This is a genomic window from Phytoactinopolyspora alkaliphila (assembly GCF_010550695.1).
GTDB classification, from domain to species: Bacteria; Actinomycetota; Actinomycetes; order Jiangellales; family Jiangellaceae; genus Phytoactinopolyspora; species Phytoactinopolyspora alkaliphila.
This window is the reverse complement of the sequence record NZ_JAAGOB010000005.1, coordinates 228,095-244,367: the sequence shown is the minus strand read 5'-3', so window position 1 is coordinate 244,367 and position 16,273 is coordinate 228,095. Positions and strand designations below refer to the sequence as shown.

Below are 16,273 nucleotides of genomic sequence, written 5' to 3'. Positions count from 1 at the left end.
GTTAGCCGCCGAGCGTGGCGTCGATGTCGGCGAGCATCTTGTCCCAGGCCTCCCGTGGTTCGGCCGAGCCGGAGATGATCGCCGCCTGGGTCGCGTTCCAGTGCTCCCAGACGTCGGCCATCTCCGGGATCGACGGCATCGGTGCGCCGTTCTGGGCGGCTTCGAGGAAGCCGGCGACGATCGGGTCCTCCGCCACGTCCTCCGCCACGACACTCATCGCCGGGATGCGCGGGTCGGCGTCGTGCAGCGCACGTATGGCATCTGGCGTTGCGACGTAGTTGGTGAGGAAGTCGGCGGCCACCAGCGCGTTGTCGCTCTGCGCCGACACGAAGAAGCCCTGCACCCCCACGAACGGCGCCGCGGTCTCCCCGCCGGCGGACGGGATCGGGTCGACCGCCACCTCGATGCCGGCGTCCACGTAGGTTCCGATCGCCCACGGCCCGGCGACCGTGTACGGTGCGTTGCCGTCGGCGAACTCCTGGTCCGCGATGTCGATCGTCCAGTCGGTGCTGAACAGCCCTTCCCCGGCCATGCCGTTCTCCCCGAGCCACTCCGCGAACGCGTAGCCCGCGTCGCCGCCCATGCCGACCTCGTTCGTGTAGGACCCGTCGTCGTTCTGCACGAAGACGGGCGCGCCGAACGACGTCTGGAAGGCGTAGTAGGTGTAGCCGTCGCCGGTGGTTCCGTTGGTGTTGATGACGAACGGAAGCGACGTGCCGATGTCGCGTCCATCGGCGATCATCTCGTCGAACGTGTCGGCGACCGGATCTGGGGCCAGCTCGGTGTTTCGCACCAGCCCGACGCTTTCGAGCGCGTACGGCAGACCGTACAGCTGACCGTCGTAGGTGAATGCCTCGATCGCGACGTCCTCGAACTCGGAGGCCGCGGCGCCCAAGTCGACGGAGTCGACGACGCCGTTGATGATGAGGGAGCCGAGCCAGTCGTGCGCCCCGATCGTGATGTCAGGGCCCTCGCCCGTTGGCACTTGCGCGAGAAAGTCAGCGCGAATGTCCTCGAAGTTCTTGACGACGAGGTCGACCGTGACGCCGGTCTCGTCGGTGAACAACTCGGCCGCCGCGGCAACAGCGGGCTCGCGGTTCTCGTCGACCCAGATGGTCAGCGCGCCACCTGCCGTCTGATCCTCATTGTCGTCCTCGCCGGTCTCCCCGGCGTCCTCGGTGGGTGTGTCTTCGGGCGGGGCCTCATCACCCGCATCGTCACCACCGCCGCACGCGACCAGGAGAACAGCGATAGCAAGTGGCGCGAACCGGATAAGCGTCTTGCGCATGACATGTCCCTTTCGAACGTGAGCCACGGCGCGCGTCCGACATGTCGATCGCGGCGCTGCGACCTGTTGGATGCTGAAGGAGAGGTGTGCTGACTGGCGTCGAAAGGTCATCAGGGCCGGCGACCACCCCCGGATCGCCGCGACGAAGCGGTGCGCAGGACGGCGACGCCGCCCGCGGGCAGGTCCAGTCCTCCGGTGACCCGCTCGTCGCCGAGCAACTCGACGCCGTCCACACCCTGGAGTTTGGCGCCCTCCTCCGAGTGATTGATCGCCACGAGATAGTCCGCGTCCTCGCCATGCCGGACGACGACCTCGACGTCGTCGGGCAGGCCCGGCGGCTCTACACCGGCGTCCCGATACACGGCACGCAGGATGGGCGCGAGCGCGTCGATGTCGAGACGCGTCGAGACGTACCAGGCAGTGCCCTCGCCGAGCTGATTCCGCGTGATCGCCGGGCCGCCGGACGCCGGACCGCCGAGGTGGCTCGCTACCACCTCGGCGCCCTCGAGGCCGAGGTCCTCCTGCCAGACATCCGCGACGACGTCGCCCGCCTTTCCGAGGACACCGTCCGCCCACGCCACGCGCGTCGTCGTTCCCGCTCGCATAGGGAGGAACTCGTGGACCAGCAGCCCCAGGACATCTCGCAACGGCGCACCGAACCCACCGGCGTGGACGGCGTCGTGCTCGTCGACGACGGCCGAGAAGAACGACACGAGCACCGTGCCACCACCCGCGACGTAGCGGTGCAGGTTCTCCGCCGACGCCGCGGTGAGGAGGTACGAGGCCGGCGCCACGACGAGCCGGTATCGCGACAGGTCGGCCGACGGGTGGGCGAAGTCCACGGTCAGGCCGTCGCGCCACAGCCGCTCGTAATACGCCCGGACACGCTCGCGGTGCCGCACGTCGGCGGATGGGCGCCACTCCAGATCCTGCGCCCAGAAGGACTCCGTGTCCCAGAGCAGGGCGACGTCGGCGGAGACCGTGGACCCCGAGACCTCAGCGAGCCGCGAGACGGCCGCGCCGAGGTCACGCACCTCTCGCCAGACGCGCGAGCCGGTCCCCGCGTGCGGGAGCATCGCGGAGTGGAACTTCTCCGCACCGCGACGCGACGCCCGCCACTGGAAGAACGCGATCACATCGGCGCCACGGGCCAGGTGGGCCAGCGAGTTGCGGGCCATCTCTCCCGGCCGCTTGGCTACGTTGCGGGGCTGCCAGTTCACCGCGGACGTGGAGTGCTCCATCAGGATCCAGGGCCGTCCACCGGCCACCGAGCGGGTGAGGTCCGCCGCGAGCGACAGGCCCACGTGCCCTCGCTCGTCCGCAGCGGTGAGGTAGTGGTCGTTCGAGACGATGTCGACCTCACGCGCCCACGCCCACACGTCGGTGGTGGGACACTCGTTCGCCATGAAGTTCGTGGTGATCGGCTGCCGGGCGTGCCCGCGGATGGCATCACGCTCGGCGATGTAGCACGCCCGTAGCTGATAGTCGGTGAAACGGGCGAAGTCGAGGCGCTGTGCCGGGTTCGCCACCGACGGCGTCGCGGCCGGAGCACCGACATGCGCCCAGTCGCCGTACACCTGACCCCAGAAGGTGGTGCCCCACGCCGCGTTGAGCGCGTCGAGAGTTCCGTACCGCTCCCGGAGCCACTCCCGGAACGCGACGACGGCCGCCACTGAGTAGTCCTCCCCCACCGGTGCCCCGTACTCGTTGTGCACGTGCCACATGACGACGGCTGGGTGGTCGGCATACCTCCGCGCGAGTGCGTCGGCGATCCGCAGCGAGGCGGTCCGGTAGGCGGGCGAACTCGGCGAGGCCATGCCACGGGATCCGAAGTTCAGCGTCGTCCCGTCCCTGGTGACGACGCGTGCCTCGGGATGGGCGGCGAAGAACCAGGCCGGCGGAGACGCGGTGGGGGTGGCGAGGTCGACGGCGATGCCGTTGCGGTGCAGCAGATCGAGGAGGTCGTCGAGCCACCCGAACTCGTACTCACCCTCGCGCGGCTCCAGCAATGCCCAGGAGAAGACACCGACGCTGACGAAGTTCACCCCGGCCTCGCGCATGAGGGCCATGTCCTCGTCCCACGTCTCGCGGGGCCACTGCTCGGGGTTGTAATCGCCGCCGTAGCCGATCTGTGGACCGGTGGGCCAGGTGCTTCTGTCCGCCATGACACTCCGTGGGGTCGTCGCCGGGACTGTGCACGGTCCCAGTTCCAGGTTGCGCTGAGTCTAGGCAGTATGTAGCTGCCAGCCACAAGATGTCCGGAGAGTCCGTTACTGGACTGTGACCGTGCACAGGCGGGAAGGCTGGGCTACAGTCAGAGCCGTGACTTCCGCCCCTGGCCGGCGCCGCCCGACCATCCGAGACGTCGCTGCCGCCGCAGGTGTTTCCCGTGGCACGGTCTCCCGAGTCATCAACGGCGGGCACTGGGTCTCTCCCGAGGCGCGCCGCGCCGTGGACCAAGCGATCCGCACCACCGGCTACCGCGCCAACCAGCACGCTCGCAGCCTCGTCACCGGTCGAGCGAACTCGCTTGCGTTCCTGCTCACGGAGCCGCAGCAGATGCTGTTCGCGGATCCGACGTTCTCGATCCTGTTGCGTGGTGCGGCCGCGGCGCTGGATGCCCGCTCGATGACACTCGTCCTCCTGGTCGCGGGAACTGAGGCGGAACGCAAGAACGTCGCCAGCTACGTCACCGCCGGCCATGTGGACGGCGTGCTGCTCATCTCCACACACGAGAACGAGCCGCTCATCGGCTGGCTTCTGGACGAGAACGTGCCCGCCGTGGCCTGCGGCATCCCGCTCGGGTATTCCGACCTGGTGGCGTCGGTCTCGGTCGACGAGGCGGGCGGTGCGCGGACCATGATCCGTCATCTGCGTTCCACCGGGCGAGAGAGTATCGCGATGATCGCGGGGCCGCTCGACACACCAGGGGGGCGCTACCGACTCCAGGGCTACCGCGACGAGGTAGGCGAACGCTTCGACGAACGGCTCGTCGCGTACGGGGACTACAGCGCGAAGTCCGGCTCCGTCGCCATGGCCGAACTGCTGGACCGCGCGCCCGACGTCGACGCGGTCTTCGCCGCCTCCGACCTCATGGCATCCGGAGCTCTGGCCACGCTGCGCGAGCGTGGACGGCGGGTGCCCGAGGACGTCGCCGTCGCCGGATTCGACGACTCCGGCCTTGCCGCGGCACTCGACCCTCCTCTGACCACGATGCACCAGCCATTCGATCGGATCAGTGCCGAGATGGTGACGGTGCTGCTCGACATCATCGACGGCGCGCCGCGCCGATCCGTGACGCTGCCGGCCGACCTGGTGGTGCGAGAGAGCACCTGAGCACGGTGTCCTGCTCACCTGTGCTGGGCGCACCAGGGCCGAGAACGAGCACCCACGTACAGGTGAGAGAGTTGTCCCCTGTGCGGACGTTTCGGCGAATTCTCATCGTGCTGCTGGTGCTCGCGGCGCTGGCCGTCGCCGTCGATCGGATCGGCGCCTGGGTCGCCGGCCGGATGGTGGCAGACCAGGTGTCCAGAGAGCTGACCCGATACGACGTCGACTCCGGATCACCGGATGCCAGCGTCGGCGGTTTCCCCTTCCTGACCCAGGTCGTCTCCGGGGAGTACGAGGAGATCACCATCGAACTGCCCGACGTCCGCGCGGACGAGGTCAGGATGCGCGACGTCGAGCTTGTCGCCACCGAGGTGAGCGCGTCGATGTCCACACTGATCGAACGCTCCGGCCCGGTCCGAGCTGGCCGCCTCGACGGGACCGGCCTCGTCGACTACAGCACCGTCGCCGCGCTGAGCGGCATGGAGGGCCTCGAGTTGGCCGCCGCAAGCGGTGGCGAGGTCGCGGTGCGCCTGCCCGTCGACGTGCTGGGAGCATCGTTGACCCTGACAGGCGCCGCGACCGTGAGCGTCGACGGGAACGTTGTCCAGCTTCGCGTGACCGAGCTGGGCTCCGACGAAACGGCCGGCCTCCCGCAGGCAGCTCAAGCTCAGATCGACCAGATCGCCGGCTCTGTGTCCGTGGACGTGCCACTGCCGGCGCTTCCCTACGACTTGACCATCGATTCGGTGCGGCCGGCCGAGTCGGGGCTCGCCGTCAGCCTCAGCGCCACGGACGTGCCCCTGTCCCGATGACATTTTCGCCGCGTCGACTCGTCGCAGGAACGAAGGGCCGATGCGGCCGCCGAGGCCGGCGGGCGAGGAGACCGGTCGCGGTTCATCTGCCGAGGCTGAGATCCTCGGCCGCGCCGGAGGCCTACCTCAGCGACGCCGAGCCCGCGTAGGACCTGCCCGCTCGGCCTGGCCTCAGCGCGTCACGCCGAAGGGACCGCGACGACCGCGTCGATCTCGACGTCGAAGCCACGCAGGGCAACCTCGATGGTCGTTCTGGCCGGGAGCGGATCGCTCAGGAACTCCCGAGCCACCTCGTTGAACTCGGCGAAGTCATCGAGGGAGCGAAGGTACACGCCGTACCGGACGGTGTACTCAAGGCTCGTCCCCGCGTTCTTCGCCACCGCCTCGAGATTCCGGAACGTCTGCCGGACCTGATCCGCGAAGGTCTCTCCCACCCTGCGTCCAGCCGCGTCGAAGGGACCCTGTCCGGCCAGGAACAGGAGATTCCCGACGACGACCCCCGGAGAATAAGGTCCCGCGGGCGGTGGCGCGTCGGGCGAGCTGATGGCCTGGAACATGGTTTCCTCCGTGCGAGTGATCGACATTCGGTGCGGGGACGATGCGCTCTGGTGCCGCTGCCTGCAGCGACCCAATGCCGGGCGCTCATCCGAAAGATCTATCCTTGACCATGCCGGTGAGCACCTCGTCGGCGGCCTGCAGGATTCAAGGTCGACATCGCTGTGCCATAGCTCCCCAGGTCGGCCCGGATACCGCACAGCTCCTGATCGAATGCAAGGAACGGTAGCCAGCCCGCGCCGAAAGCAAAGACCCTTCCGTAGAAATCTCCTGCAACCAGTACTGGGCCAGTTCGATGAGGGCACTGGCCCAGCGTTGGTGCTGGTGGTGGCGGAGGCGGCGGGATTTGAACCCGCGAGAGGGGTGAACCTCAACCCGCTTAGCAGGCGGGCGCCATAAACCGGACTAGGCGACGCCTCCACACCGTGAATGTCACAGCGTCGCAAGGGTACCTGTAGAAACCACGACAGGGCAAAGTCATGAGTATCGAATCCGACCGAGGGCCATGGGCAAACCGCGCTGAAGCCGGCCGGGAGCTGGGAGACGCGGTGCGAACCGTCCTGGCCGAGCGCTCCGACGCCAACCCACCGGCAGGAGACCGTCCCCTGGTCCTGGGGCTGCCCCGAGGCGGCGTGGAGGTCGCCGCCGCAGTGGCAGACGTCGTCAATGGGGACCTTGATGTCCTCGTGGTACGCAAGGCGGGCGTGCCCTGGCATCGTGAACTCGCCCTCGGTGCCGTGACCGCCTCCGGGATGCGGGTCCACAACACCGACGTCATCGCCATGAGTCGCGTCACCGACGACGACCTGGAGAAAGCGTTCGAGCGCGCCGAACGCGAAGCCCACGAGCGTGAGCACGAGCTCCGGGCCGGCCGGCCGGCGGCCGGCATCGCCGGGCGCGTGGTCGTCATCACCGACGACGGTGTCGCCACGGGCGCCACGGCTCTCGCCGCGGCACAATCGATCTCAGGCGCCGATCCGCCGCCCGCGCGCGTGATCCTCGCCGTGCCGGTCGCACCGCCCAGCACTGTGCGCCGCCTTTCGCGACACGTCGACACCGTCGTGACCATGCGGGAGCCGGAAGACTTCATGGCGGTCGGCGAATGGTTCATCGACTTCACACAGGTGGAAGATGACCAGGTCAGGGAGCTTCTCCTGGCTCGCCGTTAGCTCGCCACCCCATTGTCCGTCTCGCCCGCGGCGACCCGTGGTGCAACCTTCGAGGTCCGTCGATCGTCTGACATTGAGAAAGGCACGAGCGGGCCAAGGGACACATTTGGCGCACACCCTCTAGACTGGCTCGCGGCCTGTTGATCGTATACCGAAAGGCGAGTTGGCGTGGATCGAGCCCGGGGCCGACGCGGGGCACGTGCAGCCCGCCTGCAGTCGCGCCGACGGCAGCGACAGCAGCGCTATGGCCGCTTCATCGGATTCACCGCGCTCGGCTCGCTGATTCCCGGCGTAGGGCTGATCGCCGCCGGGAAACGTCGCCTCGGCACGTTCCTCCTCGTCATGCTGGGTTTCGTTGCGGCAGCCGCGCTCATGGCCGTCGTCCTGATCCCGAACACCAGGCTGCTCTCGTATGGCGGGGACCGCCAGATGCTGCTGTTGCTCGGGGCCGGACTGGTAGCCGCCGCGCTCGTCTGGCTCGTCGTCGCGCTGATCTCCCACCGGCTCCTGGAACCGGACGGGCTGCCACCGGGCAAGCGCCTCGGCGGCGCGCTGGTGGTGGTGATGGCGACGTCACTGGTGGTCGCGCCGATGAGCGTGGGGGCGAACAACGCGTTCACCCAACGGGACCTGATCGGCGCCATCTCCGGAGGAGCCAGTCTCACCACACCGGAGATCGCCGACAACAAGGATCCGTGGGCGGACATCCCCACCCTCAACTTGCTCTTACTCGGCAGCGATGCCGGCGACGGACGCGAGGGTGCCCGACCGGACACCCTGATCGTAGCGAGCATCGATACCCACACGGGCGATACCACCACCATCTCGCTCCCGCGGAACCTCATGGGCTTCCCATTTCCTGAAGAGAGCCCTCTGTCGGCGATCTACCCCCAGGGCTGGCTCAAGCCCGCCGGTGAAGACGACCTCGAGTACATGCTCAACGCGACGTTCCGCAACCTGCCGGCCCTTCACCCGGAGGCGTTCGAGGGCAGTGAAAAGCGCGGCGCCGATGCCACCAAATGGGCCGTCGAGGGTGCGCTGGGCATCGATATCGACTACTTCATGATGGTCAATTTGGATGGCTTCTCGGCCATCGTCGACGCGCTCGGCGGGGTGACCATGGACGTCCCTCGCGACATCCCGATCGGCAACAAGGAGCTGCCTGGCGGTGGCTGCACCACCCCCCGCGGCTACGTGCACGCCGGGGACAACCAGCACCTCGACGGCACTCAGGCGCTGTGGTTCGCACGGTCCAGGTGCGGCGCCGACGACTACGACCGGATGGCGCGTCAGCAGTGCGTCATCAGCGCCATGGTGGACAAGATCGAACCGACCAGGCTGCTCACGCAATACCAGAGTCTGGCCGCCGCCACCAAGGACATGGTGGAGACCGACGTTCCCGAAGAACTCTTCCCGGCCTTGATCGAGTTGATGATCACGGTGCAGAGCGGCACGCTGGAGAGCCTGACCCTGGATCGTAGCTTCTTCGGCAGCATGGGCACCACATCGGCGAATCCGGACTATGAGCAGCTGCACGCCCGCATCGCCGAGTACCTCGAGCCTTCGGACCCGGACGAGGCGACAGACCCGGATGACGCGTCGGATACGGACACCAGCCGGGCCACCGGCGAGGACTCGGAGAGCGACGACGCCTCCGCCGACCCTCAGGCCGACGACGGCGCCGAGAACAGCGTGGACGGCAGCCTCGATTCACCCAGCGCAACCGAGACCGCGCCGGACGACACAGGCGACAACCCCGCCGGCGAAGGCGAAACGGAGGATGAACTCCCCGACGACGAGCCGGTCGAGACCGACGCCATCTGCTGAACTCCCATGATCACAGACGATTGGCCCTGCCATCGCAGCGCCGATCGTCAATGGTCATGGGTGGGGGTCCACCTCGGCAGTGCCGAACGGCGTGTATCCGCGGTCCCGGTTCAGCCGCGAGCGCAGCTCCCGGGCCAGCTCACGGGGCTCGACGTCGAGCATCTCGGTCCGGATCACGCTCTGCTTGGCGCCGGCCAGGTCGACGAGAACGACAGGACCGTCGGACTGCACCTTGCGCACGTCGCGCCAGAGCACCCGGCGGACTCCGGAACGCGGGCCGGTGGCGTTGGTGAAACCGTCGTCGTCGAGAACCAGCCGCGTCCGCATCCCTGCCGCCCGGAGAACGCCCGTGGCCAGGACGACGACGGCCGCGGCCGCCACCAGCGCGACCAGCACCCATAGGACAACAGCCGCCACCCCTGCGGGGTCTACGGCGGCGACCGATATCGCCGCGATCAGGGCCACACCCAGACCGACGGCACCGAATCCGATCCCGCGCACTGCCAGCGCCACCGGGGCGCGATATACCGAACGACTCACCAGACCAGTGTCCCATCCCCGGGTGACGAGGTGAGCCTCACCAGGCCATCCCGCAGCAGGACCCTAGAGTTGGGTACCGCTGCGCTCCTCGCCTCGGTGCGTGACGAGCCGGCACAGCGGGCAGGTGTCGAGGCCGTTGCGCCAGCTCCATCCGGTCAGGCTGGCTCGGAGCTCCTGCGCCGCCGCACCCACACCGCCGATATCGCCACAGCGATCGCAGACAATAGCCACCTGTGCGCTCATGACGTCCCCCATGTGCCTCGTGCCCCATTTGGGCTCCCGCCTCAGAATGCCTGACCGCGGGCCTCGATGCCAGCTTGTTCCGATAGCTCGCCATCATGCCAGGTCAGCACCGCATGGCGTCCACTGCACGAACGGCAGGTACCCAATGCAGCCGTGAACGCCTATCGTGTCCCGTTGGTTGTCCGATCAAGTAGCTGACGCGGACGGGAGGTGAAGGTCGGCGGTGATGACCAATCCTTCGGGTGCGGCCGACGCTGTGATCCTGGTCGACGACGCCGGCACGGTCACGCTGTTCATCGGTGCCGCTGCCGAGCCTCGCGCCGAGGCGACCACCAACGCCGAGGTCATCCGGATACTGCTGGAGTACGCGGCTCACCTGGGCCGCCCGATCACGGCTGCCACACACTACCCCAGCGGTCATCGATCCCTGCACAAGTTCGAGCCGGACGGCACGGTTACCCGGGTAGAACTCACCATGGGCCGCCGGACCGGCGGGCCGTTCATGCCTGACAGCTTCCCCACCGTGGACGGATCCGATCCAGCCCCCGCGCGAGCCGTCGTGCCCGCACGCCAGAAGCCTCGCGCCGCGGTGGCGCGCTCCGGGCTTGTCGGCGCTGCGGCCGTCTCGATCGCCGTCCTGGCCCTGACGAGTTCCGACCGTCCCGGGACGGCTGTCACCGACGAGTACCACGACCAGGTCATCAGCTCCGAAGTCGACACCGGGCCGCTGGAGATACCGCGGCCGGTCACCGACTCTCCGCAGCCACCGACGAGTACGCCGCTCCTGCCGACGCCAGAACCGAGCACCACGGCCACAAGCACGCCCGACCCCACCGAATCGGCCACGCCGACGTCGTCGCCGACGTCCGAGCCGACATCGGCACCCACCACCGCCCCGCCACCCGGCGGGGGCACCGACAACACCACGGACGACGAGCCACCGCCGCGCGAACCGGAACCGCCCGCTCCGCCGACCACCCCCGGTGGCCTCAGCGTCGCGGAGCGGACCGGCTCGTCGCTCACCGTCTCGTGGCGTGCGTCGGCGGCGGAGCTGGGCGTGACCGGCTACGCCGTGTACGTCGACGGTGTACGCACGGATACGGTCGGGGGCACCAGCACGACGATCGGCGGGCTCCGGAACGCCGTGTCCTACGTCATCTCCGTCGCCGCGATCGACGCCGGGGGCAACGTCAGCGCCCAGGCTTCGATCACCGCGACCACGCTGGACACACAGGCACCCTCCGCGCCCTCGGGCGTCGACATCTCCGACCGGTCCGGCTCATCGCTGACGGCTTCCTGGGGTGCGGCGTCCGACAACGTCGGAGTGACGGGATACGTCGTCTACTTGGACGGCACGAGAGTGAAGACGGTCAACGGGACCTCGGCCACCGTTGGTGGATTGGACCCGGCCACCTCCTACCAGGTCTCAGTCATGGCAGTCGACGCTGCCGGAAACACGAGCGGACGGGCGTCAGCGAAGGGCACCACGCTGGACACCGTCCGGCCAACGAGGCCCGGCAATCTCACCGGCCGGTCCAGCATCCGCCAGGTGGTGCTCGACTGGTCGTCGTCCACCGACAACGTGGGTGTCACCGGCTATGCGGTCTATGTCGACGGACGACGCGTCACCACAACCAGCGGCACGGGGGCGACCGTCTCCGGCCTCAGAGGAGCCACCGACTACACCATCTCCGTGTCGGCTTACGACGCCGCGGGCAACCTCAGCCCGTCCGCGGTGCTGGAGATCAAGACCAAGGCCGAGATCTGACAACGGCCGTCGCTGAAACGGGACGGGAACGGCCCGGCCAGGCCCATACCCGCCCGCCGGCCGCAGCACACGGACCGGCGGGAGAGCCGGGAGCTCCTGGGTCAGGGACCTATGCGCCGCCTGCGCCGCTGCTCCCGCAGCCGGCGGCGCTGAGACGGGTCGAGCATCAGATACCCGGCCACCGGGACACCGATGACCGCGATGATCGCGATCCACTTCAGGGCCGTGGGTAGCAGAAGGAAGAGGATCAAGCCGACGGCGATGCCGCCTACGACAACCGGGGTGCTCTTCGCCATGACCGACCTCTCCTTGCGACAAATGTGCGTCGTCGAGCCCAGTCTATGCACACCCCGCATTGCATCCGGACGCGCGATGCGGATTTGACGATCAGTGCGGCGACCGGTGTGAAACGATCACCCAGAGCGCCGAAGGCCTACCGGACCGGGCATCCATTCTGTTAGCGTCAAGCCGCGATGAGAGCCGCCGTAGTTCGAGAAGTCCGAGAGCACGAGCGCCGCGTCGCGCTCGTACCCGAGTTGGTGGGCCGGCTGACCGGCGCCGGCCTCGAGGTCGTCGTCGAGCCCGGCGCGGGTGAGTGGGCGTTCCATCCTGACGACCAGTATGTCGCCGCCGGTGCGGAGGTTTCACCGTCCGACGTGCTGGAAAGCGCCGACGTCGTCCTCTCCGTACAGCCGTTGGAGCCGGACCGGATCGCCCGGCTCAAGCCGGGCGCCGTCACCATCTCCTTCCTACCGGTATCGAGTGAGCTGGATGTGGTGCGGGCTGCGCGCGACGCCGGGGTCACCGCGCTCTCCGTCGAACTCGTGCCACGCATCTCTCGCGCCCAGTCGATGGATGCGCTGACGTCGCAGGCGCTGGTCGGCGGCTATCGCGCTGTGCTCATAGCCGCGGAGCGGCTCCCCCGGTTCTTCCCGCTGTCCATGACCGCGGCCGGGACGGTGCCGCCCGCACAGGTGCTTGTCCTCGGCGCAGGGGTCGCCGGGCTCCAGGCCATCGCCACCGCGAAGCGGCTGGGCGCCAAGGTCGAGGCCTACGACGTGCGGGCCGCCTCCGCGGAGGAGGTCCGCAGCCTCGGCGCCCGCTTCGTCGAGCTCGATCTGCCCAGCCTGGAGGGTGCCGGCGGCTACGCCCGGGAGATGACCGAGGAACGCGCCCAACTGCAGCGGGACCGGCTGGCTCCGCATGTCTCGTCCGCCGACGTCCTCATCACCACCGCGGCGGTCCCGGGCCGGCAGGCGCCGCTCCTGGTGGAACGCGCGGCCCTCGAGGCGATGAAGCCGGGCAGCGTGGTGGTCGACCTGGCCGCCGAGTCCGGTGGGAACGTCGAGGGCAGCGTCCCAGGAGAAGAGATCAGGGTAGGACAGACCTTGCTGTGGGGCGGACGCAACGTACCCAGTCAGCTGCCGGTGCACGCCAGCAGGCTGTACGCCGCGAACGTGGTGAACCTCACGCTCCTGATGACCGCCGAAGGCGAGATCACCGTCGACCTGTCCGATGAGATTATCGACGGCGCCTGCGTCACCCATGAGGGCGCCGTGCGGCACGAGGCCACGCGCGAACTGCTCGGAGGGGACGGCTGATGGATTCCGAGATCGCCCTGCTGACGGTCTTCGTGCTGGCCGCATTCACCGGCTACGAGGTGGTCTCGAAGGTCTCCTCGACCCTGCACACGCCGCTGATGTCCGGCGCCAATGCCATCCACGGCATCATCCTGGTCGGCGCTGTCCTGGTGACCGGGCATGCCGACGGCGGGGTGGAACTGGCCATCGGCCTCCTCGCCGTCGTCCTGGCCACCCTCAACCTCGTCGGTGGTTTCGTGGTGACCGATCGCATGCTGGAGATGTTCCGGGGAAAGAAGACACCGCCGGGCGCCGATGCGGCCACCACGAGTCCACCAGCCACCGGCAACGGCAACGGCAACGGCACCGGACCGGGCGGGTCGGCCGGACCCGGTCACGGTGCGTCGGCGGGAGGCGCCGCGTGATTCCGATCTGGGCGCAACTGGCGTATCTCGTCGCCGCTGTCTGCTTCGTCCTGGCCCTGAAGGGGTTGTCCTCGCCGAAGACCGCCCGGGCCGGAAACCTCCTGGGCGCGGTGGCCGCGCTCGCGGCGATGATCATCACCTTCATCGTCTACGAGCTGGACAACCTGCCCTGGATCCTGGGGGCCATCGCCGTCGGGTGCGCTGTCGGCATTCCCGCCGCGCGCCGCGTCGCCATGACGGCGATGCCCCAGCTGGTGGCGCTGTTCAACGGCGTGGGCGGCGGTGCCGCCGGCCTGGTCGCCTTCCTCGAGCTCTCCGATGCGGAGACCGTGTTCCCACTGGCCGCGGCGGTACTCACGGTTCCCGTCGGGGCCATCGCGTTCAGTGGTTCCGTGGTGACCTTCCTCAAGCTGCAGGAACTCATCACCACGCGGCCGGTCACTCCGCCGGCGGGGCCGACGCTGCTTGCGGTGTCGCTCGTCGCCGTGCTCGTCCTCGCGGGCTTCCTCTACGCTGGCGACGGCACCAGCGCCTGGCTGGGCGCCGTCCTCGGAGCGGTGGCGCTGATCGTCGGCGTCCTTCTGGTGCTACCGGTGGGCGGCGCGGACGTGCCCATCGTCATCTCCCTGTTGAACGCGGCCACCGGGATCGCGGTCGCCGCCAGCGGGTACATCCTCGGCAACGCCCTCCTTCTCATCGGCGGCACGCTGGTGGGGGCCAGCGGCACCATCCTGACCAGGCTGATGGCTCAGGCGATGGGCAGGTCGATCAGCTCCATCCTGTTCGGCGCGTTCAAGGGCGGTTCCACGGCCGGTGGCGGGACAGTGTCGGACCGGCCCGTTCGCTCGGCGGGTGCCGACGATGTCGCCATCATGCTGGGCTACGCCCAGAAGGTGATCATCGTGCCCGGCTACGGACTTGCTGTCGCCCAGGCCCAGCACACCATTCACGAACTGGCCGAGCTCCTCGAACAGCGCGGCATCGAAGTCACCTACGCGATCCATCCGGTGGCGGGCCGGATGCCCGGGCACATGAACGTGCTGCTGGCCGAGGCCAACGTCCCGTACGAGCAGTTGCTCGAGATGGATACGGCCAACGGCCAGCTGCGCACCACCGACGTCGCACTCGTCGTGGGCGCCAACGATGTGGTGAACCCCGCCGCCCGGACCTCGCCCGGCTCGCCGATCTACGGCATGCCGATCCTCGACGTCGACCAGTCCAAGGCGGTCGTCTTCCTCAAACGTTCGATGCGGCCGGGATTCGCGGGCATCGAGAACGAGCTGCTCTACGATCCGCGGACGTCGTTGCTCTTCGGCGACGCGAAGGCCTCGCTGACCGGAATCGTCGCGGCCCTCAAATCCCTCTGATCCCAACCCCTGGCATGGGTTGAGGTCGTTGGAATCGGATATTTCGGGCGGATTTACGACCTTAACCCATGCCAGGGGTTGGGATAGGGCGGTCGATCAGTCGGCCACGCCGTAGAGCCGGTCACCGGCGTCGCCGAGACCCGGGACGATGTACCCCTTCTCGTTGAGCCGCTCGTCAACGGCGGCCGTGACGACGGTGACGGGCACCCCCAACTGCGACGTCTCACGCTCGACGAGTTCCAGTCCCTCCGGCGCCGCCAGCAGGCATACCGCCGTGATGTGATCGGCGCCACGGCTGACGAGATACCCGATCGATGAAGCCAGCGTTCCGCCTGTGGCCAGCATGGGGTCCAGGAGGTAGCACTGGCGGCCGGTGAGGTCGTCCGGCAGCCGATTGGCGTACGTGGTGGCCTGCAGCGTCTCCTCGTTGCGGATCATGCCGAGGAAGCCCACCTCCGCCGTCGGCAGGAGGCGTGTCATGCCGTCCAGCATGCCGAGACCGGCGCGCAGGATGGGCACCACCATGGGCTTAGGGGCCGACAGCTTGACGCCCTTGGCCGTGGCCACCGGCGTCTCCAGCTCGATCTCCGCTACCCTGGCGTCCCGCGTCGCCTCATAGGCCAGCAAGGTGACCAGTTCATCGGTGAGCTGGCGGAAGGTCGCCGAGTTGGTGTGCTTGTCGCGCAGCACCGCGAGCTTATGGGCGACGAGCGGGTGGTCGACGGCAAGCAGGCGCATACGAACAGCATGCCATGAGGCTTGGCCCGGGTCCTGATCCGGCCATCAGTGATGATCCTTGGTCGCCGGCGATTCCCGGGCACTAGGCTTCGTCCATGCCGTCCCCGACGCCCCGTGCCGCGATGATCCGGTCCTACGCTCCCGCCATGCGAGCGGCGCTCGGCGAGGCAAGGCTGGCTCTGAGCACCGGTGACGTACCCGTCGGTGCGGTGGTCCTGGGCCCGGACGGAGAGATCATCAGCCGCGGCCACAACCGCCGTGAGAAGGATCACGACCCCACCGCACACGCGGAGGTGCTCGCCCTCCGGGCGGCCGCCAGCTCCGTGGGTTCGTGGCGCCTTGACGGAGTCACCGTGGTGGTCACCCTCGAGCCGTGTGCCATGTGTTCCGGGGCGCTCGTCCTCTCCCGCGTCGCCCGGGTGGTCTACGGGGCGGTGGATCCCAAGGCCGGAGCGGCCGGGTCGCTCTGGGATCTCCTCCGCGACCGGCGGCTCAATCACCAGCCCGAGGTGATCGGCGGAGTACTCGCCGTAGAGTGTGCGGCCGTGCTCCATGACTTCTTCGCCGGCCAGCGCGATCCCTGACCGTTTCCCGCGTTCCCTGCCGGGCACCGGATTTCGTCACCGGGCCC

At 68.6% G+C, this 16,273-nt stretch carries 16 protein-coding genes and 1 tRNA gene; 9 read left to right on the top strand and 8 right to left on the bottom strand.

Going from position 1 to position 16,273, the window contains the following annotated elements; all coding sequences use genetic code 11:
- Position 1: 1 nt before the first annotated feature.
- Complete coding sequence (locus G1H11_RS11320) at positions 2–1,288, bottom strand: sugar ABC transporter substrate-binding protein (RefSeq protein WP_163818660.1); 1,287 nt, start codon at positions 1,286–1,288, stop codon at positions 2–4.
- Between the two features lie 110 nt (positions 1,289–1,398).
- Positions 1,399–3,453 carry a beta-galactosidase gene (locus G1H11_RS11315; RefSeq protein ID WP_163818659.1) on the bottom strand — a complete coding sequence of 685 codons (2,055 nt, stop codon included), beginning with the start codon at positions 3,451–3,453 and terminating at the stop codon, positions 1,399–1,401.
- Between the two features lie 157 nt (positions 3,454–3,610).
- Here G1H11_RS11315 and G1H11_RS11310 point away from each other — a divergent pair, with 157 nt between their 5' ends.
- Positions 3,611–4,624 (top strand): substrate-binding domain-containing protein, encoded by a 1,014-nt coding sequence (locus tag G1H11_RS11310; protein ID WP_163818658.1) that lies wholly within the window; start codon positions 3,611–3,613, stop codon positions 4,622–4,624.
- An 80-nt stretch (positions 4,625–4,704) separates the two neighbouring features.
- Positions 4,705–5,430 carry an LmeA family phospholipid-binding protein gene (locus tag G1H11_RS11305; RefSeq protein ID WP_163818657.1) on the top strand — a complete coding sequence of 242 codons (726 nt, stop codon included), beginning with the start codon at positions 4,705–4,707 and terminating at the stop codon, positions 5,428–5,430.
- Positions 5,431–5,609: 179 nt separating this feature from the next.
- Here G1H11_RS11305 and G1H11_RS11300 read toward each other — a convergent pair whose 3' ends face one another.
- Together G1H11_RS11300 and G1H11_RS11295 are read right to left on the bottom strand one after the other, a co-directional pair.
- Entirely contained in the window at positions 5,610–5,987 is a 378-nt protein-coding gene (locus G1H11_RS11300; protein WP_163818656.1) for a RidA family protein, read from the bottom strand.
- A 326-nt stretch (positions 5,988–6,313) separates the two neighbouring features.
- Positions 6,314–6,405, bottom strand: a tRNA-Ser gene (locus tag G1H11_RS11295).
- Between the two features lie 59 nt (positions 6,406–6,464).
- On the opposite strand from G1H11_RS11295, the gene G1H11_RS11290 reads away from it, so the two are divergent.
- Positions 6,465–7,154, top strand: coding sequence for a phosphoribosyltransferase (locus G1H11_RS11290; protein ID WP_163818655.1), 690 nt, complete (start codon positions 6,465–6,467; stop codon positions 7,152–7,154).
- A 168-nt stretch (positions 7,155–7,322) separates the two neighbouring features.
- Positions 7,323–8,981, top strand: a complete 1,659-nt coding sequence (locus G1H11_RS11285) for an LCP family glycopolymer transferase (RefSeq protein WP_163818654.1) — start codon at positions 7,323–7,325, stop codon at positions 8,979–8,981.
- Positions 8,982–9,035: 54 nt separating this feature from the next.
- Here the strand turns inward: G1H11_RS11285 and G1H11_RS11280 are convergent, their stop codons facing one another.
- Together G1H11_RS11280 and G1H11_RS11275 are read right to left on the bottom strand one after the other, a co-directional pair.
- Positions 9,036–9,521 carry a hypothetical protein gene (locus G1H11_RS11280; protein ID WP_163818653.1) on the bottom strand — a complete coding sequence of 162 codons (486 nt, stop codon included), beginning with the start codon at positions 9,519–9,521 and terminating at the stop codon, positions 9,036–9,038.
- Between the two features lie 63 nt (positions 9,522–9,584).
- Positions 9,585–9,764, bottom strand: coding sequence for a hypothetical protein (locus G1H11_RS11275; protein WP_163818652.1), 180 nt, complete (start codon positions 9,762–9,764; stop codon positions 9,585–9,587).
- A 226-nt stretch (positions 9,765–9,990) separates the two neighbouring features.
- Here G1H11_RS11275 and G1H11_RS11270 point away from each other — a divergent pair, with 226 nt between their 5' ends.
- Entirely contained in the window at positions 9,991–11,532 is a 1,542-nt protein-coding gene (locus G1H11_RS11270) for a fibronectin type III domain-containing protein (RefSeq protein ID WP_163818651.1), read from the top strand.
- A 101-nt stretch (positions 11,533–11,633) separates the two neighbouring features.
- Here the strand turns inward: G1H11_RS11270 and G1H11_RS11265 are convergent, their stop codons facing one another.
- Complete coding sequence (locus G1H11_RS11265) at positions 11,634–11,828, bottom strand: hypothetical protein (protein ID WP_163818650.1); 195 nt, start codon at positions 11,826–11,828, stop codon at positions 11,634–11,636.
- 177 nt (positions 11,829–12,005) lie between these two features.
- Here G1H11_RS11265 and G1H11_RS11260 point away from each other — a divergent pair, with 177 nt between their 5' ends.
- From G1H11_RS11260 to G1H11_RS11250, 3 genes are read left to right on the top strand one after another with little or no spacing between them, the layout of a single operon-like run.
- Positions 12,006–13,133 (top strand): NAD(P) transhydrogenase subunit alpha, encoded by a 1,128-nt coding sequence (locus G1H11_RS11260; RefSeq protein WP_163818649.1) that lies wholly within the window; start codon positions 12,006–12,008, stop codon positions 13,131–13,133.
- A complete protein-coding gene (locus G1H11_RS11255) occupies positions 13,133–13,537 on the top strand; it encodes an NAD(P) transhydrogenase subunit alpha part 2 (protein WP_163818648.1) in 405 nt (134 codons plus the stop codon). Before G1H11_RS11260 ends, G1H11_RS11255 begins: the two co-directional genes overlap by 1 nt.
- The gene (locus G1H11_RS11250) at positions 13,534–14,904 is read left to right on the top strand and encodes an NAD(P)(+) transhydrogenase (Re/Si-specific) subunit beta (RefSeq protein ID WP_163818647.1); all 1,371 of its coding nucleotides are present in this window, start codon (positions 13,534–13,536) and stop codon (positions 14,902–14,904) included. Before G1H11_RS11255 ends, G1H11_RS11250 begins: the two co-directional genes overlap by 4 nt.
- Before the next feature lie 96 nt (positions 14,905–15,000).
- Here G1H11_RS11250 and upp read toward each other — a convergent pair whose 3' ends face one another.
- Positions 15,001–15,642, bottom strand: coding sequence for a uracil phosphoribosyltransferase (gene upp, locus G1H11_RS11245; protein ID WP_163818646.1), 642 nt, complete (start codon positions 15,640–15,642; stop codon positions 15,001–15,003).
- 95 nt (positions 15,643–15,737) lie between these two features.
- On the opposite strand from upp, the gene tadA reads away from it, so the two are divergent.
- The gene (gene tadA / locus G1H11_RS11240; RefSeq protein ID WP_246211244.1) at positions 15,738–16,226 is read left to right on the top strand and encodes a tRNA adenosine(34) deaminase TadA; all 489 of its coding nucleotides are present in this window, start codon (positions 15,738–15,740) and stop codon (positions 16,224–16,226) included.
- The last annotated feature ends 47 nt before the right edge of the window (positions 16,227–16,273 follow it).

Bases quoted from the DNA above. Each gene is read 5' to 3' on its own strand.
- G1H11_RS11300 (WP_163818656.1), bottom strand. From the start codon at position 5,987: ATGTTCCAGGCCATCAGCTCGCCCGACGCGCCACCGCCCGCGGGACCT.
- G1H11_RS11255 (WP_163818648.1), top strand. From the start codon at position 13,133: ATGGATTCCGAGATCGCCCTGCTGACGGTCTTCGTGCTGGCCGCATTC.
- G1H11_RS11320 (WP_163818660.1), bottom strand. From the start codon at position 1,288: ATGCGCAAGACGCTTATCCGGTTCGCGCCACTTGCTATCGCTGTTCTC.
- G1H11_RS11265 (WP_163818650.1), bottom strand. From the start codon at position 11,828: ATGGCGAAGAGCACCCCGGTTGTCGTAGGCGGCATCGCCGTCGGCTTG.
- upp (WP_163818646.1), bottom strand. From the start codon at position 15,642: ATGCGCCTGCTTGCCGTCGACCACCCGCTCGTCGCCCATAAGCTCGCG.
- G1H11_RS11315 (WP_163818659.1), bottom strand. From the start codon at position 3,453: ATGGCGGACAGAAGCACCTGGCCCACCGGTCCACAGATCGGCTACGGC.
- G1H11_RS11275 (WP_163818652.1), bottom strand. From the start codon at position 9,764: ATGAGCGCACAGGTGGCTATTGTCTGCGATCGCTGTGGCGATATCGGC.
- G1H11_RS11270 (WP_163818651.1), top strand. From the start codon at position 9,991: ATGACCAATCCTTCGGGTGCGGCCGACGCTGTGATCCTGGTCGACGAC.
- G1H11_RS11260 (WP_163818649.1), top strand. From the start codon at position 12,006: ATGAGAGCCGCCGTAGTTCGAGAAGTCCGAGAGCACGAGCGCCGCGTC.
- G1H11_RS11290 (WP_163818655.1), top strand. From the start codon at position 6,465: ATGAGTATCGAATCCGACCGAGGGCCATGGGCAAACCGCGCTGAAGCC.
- tadA (WP_246211244.1), top strand. From the start codon at position 15,738: ATGCCGTCCCCGACGCCCCGTGCCGCGATGATCCGGTCCTACGCTCCC.